At 58.8% G+C, this 5,240-nt stretch carries 5 protein-coding genes; 3 read left to right on the top strand and 2 right to left on the bottom strand.

Annotation, left to right across the window (positions count from 1 at the left end):
* Positions 1 to 2,253: Tex family protein (locus JNM42_RS06080; protein ID WP_294267694.1), on the bottom strand; the 2,253-nt coding region annotated here is incomplete at its 3' end.
* 169 nt (positions 2,254 to 2,422) lie between these two features.
* On the opposite strand from JNM42_RS06080, the gene fliW reads away from it, so the two are divergent.
* Positions 2,423 to 2,851 carry a flagellar assembly protein FliW gene (gene fliW, locus JNM42_RS06075; protein ID WP_294267692.1) on the top strand — a complete coding sequence of 143 codons (429 nt, stop codon included), beginning with the start codon at positions 2,423 to 2,425 and terminating at the stop codon, positions 2,849 to 2,851.
* 47 nt (positions 2,852 to 2,898) lie between these two features.
* Here fliW and JNM42_RS06070 read toward each other — a convergent pair whose 3' ends face one another.
* Positions 2,899 to 3,456 (bottom strand): winged helix DNA-binding protein, encoded by a 558-nt coding sequence (locus tag JNM42_RS06070; protein WP_294267691.1) that lies wholly within the window; start codon positions 3,454 to 3,456, stop codon positions 2,899 to 2,901.
* A gap of 210 nt (positions 3,457 to 3,666) precedes the next feature.
* On the opposite strand from JNM42_RS06070, the gene JNM42_RS06065 reads away from it, so the two are divergent.
* Both JNM42_RS06065 and JNM42_RS06060 read left to right on the top strand, forming a co-directional pair.
* Positions 3,667 to 4,641, top strand: a complete 975-nt coding sequence (locus tag JNM42_RS06065) for a TRAP transporter substrate-binding protein (RefSeq protein ID WP_294267689.1) — start codon at positions 3,667 to 3,669, stop codon at positions 4,639 to 4,641.
* Positions 4,642 to 4,717: 76 nt separating this feature from the next.
* Positions 4,718 to 5,236, top strand: a complete 519-nt coding sequence (locus JNM42_RS06060; RefSeq protein ID WP_294267687.1) for a TRAP transporter small permease — start codon at positions 4,718 to 4,720, stop codon at positions 5,234 to 5,236.
* Positions 5,237 to 5,240: the final 4 nt, after the last annotated feature.

The following is a 5,240-nucleotide window of genomic DNA, read 5'->3' as shown; positions in this document are numbered from 1 at the left end:
CATCGGCGCGCTGTCTGTTTTCGGCGTGCCGGGGGTGTCGTCGCCAAGGCGCATGCTGAGCGCTATGCGCTTGCGCGGCAAGTCGACTTCGACCACCTTGACCTTGACCACGTCGCCGGCCTTGACCACTTCGCGCGGGTCCTTGACGAACTTGCTGGAGAGTACCGATATGTGCACCAGGCCATCCTGATGCACGCCAATATCCACAAAGGCGCCGAAGTTCGCCACATTGGTAACGGTGCCTTCGAGAATCATTCCCGCTTGCAGGTCCTTGATGTCGCCGATGCCGTCCCTGAAAACGGCAGTCTTGAACTCCGGGCGTGGGTCGCGGCCTGGTTTTTCGAGTTCCTTGAGGATGTCCTTGACGGTTGGCAGGCCGAATTTTTCGTCGGTATATTTGCCCGGCTCAAGCGATTTGACCAGACGCGGATCGCCGATCACGTCACGGATTCCTTTTTTGAGGTCGGCCAGGATGCGTTCGACTAGCGGATAGGCTTCCGGATGCACCGATGAAGCGTCGAGCGGATTGTCGCTGCCGTTGATGCGCAGGAAGCCGGCAGCCTGCTCAAAGGTCTTGTCGCCAAGGCGCGGCACGTCGCGCAGGGCCTGACGGTTGCGGAACGCGCCATGCTGGTCGCGCCAGGCGACGATATTGGCGGCGAGCGTGCTGTTGAGCCCGGAGACGTGCGTCAGCAGCGGCACCGAAGCGGTATTCACATCAACGCCGACGGCATTTACGCAGTCTTCGACAACAGCGACGAGCGCGCGCGCCAGCCGGGACTGGCTGACGTCGTGCTGGTACTGGCCGACACCGATCGATTTGGGATCGATCTTGACCAGTTCTGCGAGCGGGTCCTGCAGGCGGCGGGCGATGGAAACCGCGCCGCGCAAGCTGACGTCAAGCTCGGGAAACTCGCGCGAAGCGTATTCGGATGCCGAATAGACCGAGGCGCCGGCTTCGGAGACGACGATCCGGGTCATGCTCAAGTCGGGAGCCCGCACGATCAGTTCAGCGGCTAATTTGTCGGTCTCGCGCGATGCCGTGCCGTTGCCGATGCTGATCAGGTCGACCTGGTGCTTTTTTGCCAGCGCAGCCAGCATGTGCAAAGCACCGTCCCAATCCCGGCGCGGTTCGTGCGGGTAAATGGTCGCCGTGTCGAGCAGTTTGCCGGTAGCATCGACGACAGCCACCTTGACCCCGCTACGCAGGCCAGGGTCGAGGCCCATGGTGGCGCGTTGCCCGGCCGGGGCGGCGAGCAGCAGATCATGCAGATTGGAACCGAATACGCGGATCGCTTCTTCTTCGGCACGCTCGCGCAGGGCGCTCATCAGGTCCAGTTCGAGGCGCAGGAAAATCTTGATGCGCCACGTCCAGCGCACGCTGTCGGCCAGCCACCTGTCGGCCGCACGCCCCTGGTCGGCGATGGCGAAGCGTTTGGCGATGCGCGCTTCACAAGGATTGACAGCCCGCGCTCCCGCCCCCCCTACGGTGGGCAGAGGGGAGTTTTCCAGCTCGCTGTCGAGCAGCAGGGCAATTTGCAGCACGCCTTCGTTGCGCCCGCGCAACAGCGCCAGCACGCGGTGTGAGGTGATGGCGCGGATCGGCTCCGAATAGTCGAAGTAGTCGCGGAACTTGGCGCCTTCGCTTTCCTTGCCTTCGATCACGATCGATCTCACCACACCATGCACTTCCAGGTATTCGCGAAGACTACCCAGCAATTGTGCGTCCTCGGAAAACTGTTCCATGAGGATCTGGCGGGCGCCGTCGAGAACGGCCTTGATGTCGGCAAAACCAGCCTCGGCGTTGATGAATCGCTCGGCTTCGGCTTCCGGTGTCAGTGTCGGGTCGCTGAGCAATGCCTCGGCAAGCGGCGCCAGGCCAGCCTCGCGGGCGATCTGCGCCTTGCTGCGGCGCTTGGGCTTGTACGGCAGGTAGAGGTCTTCGAGGCTGTGCTTGCTTGCAGCCGCTTCGATCTGAATTGTCAGTTCGGGGGTGAGTTTTCCCTGGCCCTCGATTGAGGACAGTATTGCGGCGCGGCGGTCTTCGAGTTCGCGCAGGTAGATGAGACGCTCGTCGAGCAGGCGCAACTGGATGTCGTCGAGTCCGCCGGTAACTTCCTTGCGATAGCGGGCGATAAAGGGGACCGTTGCGCCTGCATCAAGCAGGGTGACGGCGGCGATGACCTGCTCGCTACGGGCACCGATTTCATCGGCAATTTTCAGGGTAATGCGTTGTTCAACAAGGGAGGCCATCTGCGTTCAAATTTTCAAAAGGGCGAACTATGCGCAATCGCAGAGGAAAACTCAAGTGGCGACAATCGACTGGCCTTGATCGCATGCCGGTATCGTCTTGCACGGCCTGTTCGATTGGAGTTAAATGTGACCACGCCAATCTGGCGTTCACATCTGTCGGGGAGAGTTTATGAAAATTGATATCGAACGCCTTGGTTTGAAGAATGTTCAGGTTGATCCGGAGACATTGTTCACCTTCCCCGAAGGAATTGCCGGTTTCGAGGACTGCAAGCGCTTCAAGCTTTTTCATGAGGAAGGCAAGGCCACCGTTTTCTGGCTGCAATCGCTCGATGATACGGAGGTCATGTTCCCGATCGTGGCACCTGAAGCGCTCGACATCGAGTATCAGATCGAACTGTCGGATGCCGATTGTGCGCTGATCGGCCTGCACGGCGCTGAAGACGTCGCTGTCGTGGTTATCGTTTATCGCGACGAGGCCGAAGGCGGAAAAATAGCGGCCAATACCCGCTCACCGGTGATTCTCAATCTGAATAGCCGCAAGGGAATGCAGAAGGTGCTGAGGGACGTGCACCCGTCCCTGCTCTATCGCGCCCGCTAACGGTCAGTGCCAGTCCCCCAAGGCTGGCTGTAGCGGGTTCAGGCTAACTAACAGGATGATGCGGCGCGTGCCGCCTGGTCATAGCGACCGGAGAGGGTACGCAGCAGGCGGGCGATTTCGCCAAGATGTTCATTCTCTTCTTTCTGACCCGAGAAGCCGGGGAGCAGGCAGGCTTCACGGATATCGCGGTAGCGGTCGCACAGGGCAACACCGTCCTCGCTTAATGACAAAAAGACTTCCTTGCCGCGTTTTGTGCTGATGACCAGTTTCATTCCCACCAGTTTCTTGACTGAATACGATACGACATGCGTGTCTTCGATGTTGAGGACAAAGCAGACGTCGGCCAGTCGTTTTTCCGAACCCCGGTGATTGATGTGATGCAAAACCAGAACATCGACCGGTGTCATGTCCTTGACCCCGGCCGCTCCCATGCAACGAATCAGCCAGCGGTTGAAGGCGTGGCCGGCAATGATCAGTCCGAATTCAAACTCGGACAGTTCGGGCGATTTCGCCGAAATCAGATGCGACGAGGAAACAATGTGCGGCGTCCTGTCCATTGGTCTGTCGGGTTTACCCAGTGCTTTTGCAGTTGGTCTGGTCGTCATGAGGAGGTTTCCATTGAGATACAGCCGCATTATACAAAATAACATTGACAATTCGTCGACGTATTATTAACGTTGTGTGCTCGTAGTCAGGATGAAAACCTTGCCTTTTGACTTGCATTATTTTCAAGTTTCATCATTTCGTGATTTCGTAACACCACGCACCCGGCTCGCCAGTGGCTTGCTGAACCTCATTCGCCTCAGGAGAACTCTATGTTGAAGAAGCTCGTCGCCGTCGGCACCGCCTCGGCCATGCTGTTATTCGCTTCCGGGGCGCAGGCCCAGCAGAAATGGGACATGCCAACCGGATACCCGGGAAGCAATTTCCACACGGAGAACATCCGGCAATTTGCCGCCGATGTCGATCAGGCGAGCGGCGGCAAACTGAAAATCACGGTGCACGACGGCGGCTCGCTGTTCAAGGCCAACGAAATCAAGCGCGCGGTGCAGGGCGGCCAGGCCGATATCGGCGAGATCATCATTTCAAGCTACTCCAACGAAGACCCGGTTTTTGGTGTCGATTCGATTCCCTTCCTGGCCACCAGTTATCCCGGGGCCGAGAAACTGTGGAAGGTCTCGAAAGCCGCCACCGAAGCACGTCTGGCGAAACAGGGAATCAAGGTACTGTACGATGTGCCGTGGCCTCCGCAAGGCATCTTCAGCGCCAAACCGATCAATTCGGCGGCGGATTTGAAAGGCGTCAAGTGGAGAGCCTATAACCCCAACACCAGCCGCATCGCCCAGTTGGTTGGCGCACAGCCGGTCACCATCCAGGCCGCCGAACTGACCCAGGCACTGGCCACCGGCGCCGTCACCACCTTCATGACGTCCGCTGCGACCGGCTACGACAGCAAGGTCTGGGAACAGGTCAAGTACTACTACGATGTCAGCGCCTGGCTGCCGAAGAATCTGGTCATCGTTTCACAGAAGGCCTTTGACGCGCTCGACAAGCCGACACAGGCCGCCGTACTCAAGGCAGCGGCTGCAGCCGAAGCGCGGGGCTGGAAAACGAGCGCCGAGAAGAACGCCTGGTACAAGGAGCAACTGATCAAGAATGGCATGAAAGTTGAGGAGGGTTCCGAGCAATTGCGCGCCGACTTCAGGAAAATCGGCTTGACCATGATCGGTGACTGGACGACGCAGACCGGTGCCGAAGGCCAGGCCATCATTGAGGCGTATCGCAAATAACCGGACTGTTCAAAGAAACGGAAAAAGCAGTACCACCCAGGGTTGCCCCGGCACCCTGTTTTTTCAGGGAGTATTGATGCGTTCCTTTCTTGATTGCCTGTTCGAGGGAGCAGGGTATCTTGCCGGTCTGTTCATGATCGGCACGTTGCTGGCCGTTCTTTCGAGCATTTTCGGGCGCTACATTCCGGCGCTCGAACTGCAAGGCGCCGATGCCTACGCGGGTTACTGCATGGCGGCTTCAGCCTTTCTGGCGATGGCCTCAACCCTGCGTCGTGGTGAGCATATTCGCGTCACTTTGCTGATCAATCGGCTGTCACCGCGCGCTCACCGCTGGCTGGACATGTTTTGCCATGCGCTGGCGCTGGCGGTTTCCGGTGCGCTGGCCTGGTTCTCGATCCGTCTGGTCCGGCAGTCCCTGACTTTCAACGACATTTCAACCGGTCTGGATGCCACTCCGCTGTGGATTCCGCAACTGGGCATGGCCCTCGGAACAACACTGTTTGCCCTGGCCTTCGCCGCAGATCTTGTCGATCTGATGACCGGGAGAAAAGTCCGGCAGGAGCCCAGGGAAGGCGAACCGGCGCACATTGAATAGTTCT

Origin of the sequence: Propionivibrio sp. (assembly GCF_016790145.1) — a bacterium.
Taxonomy (GTDB): domain Bacteria; phylum Pseudomonadota; class Gammaproteobacteria; order Burkholderiales; family Rhodocyclaceae; genus Propionivibrio.
The sequence above is the reverse complement of the archived record's forward strand: the minus strand, read 5'-3'. Positions and strand labels throughout refer to the sequence as shown.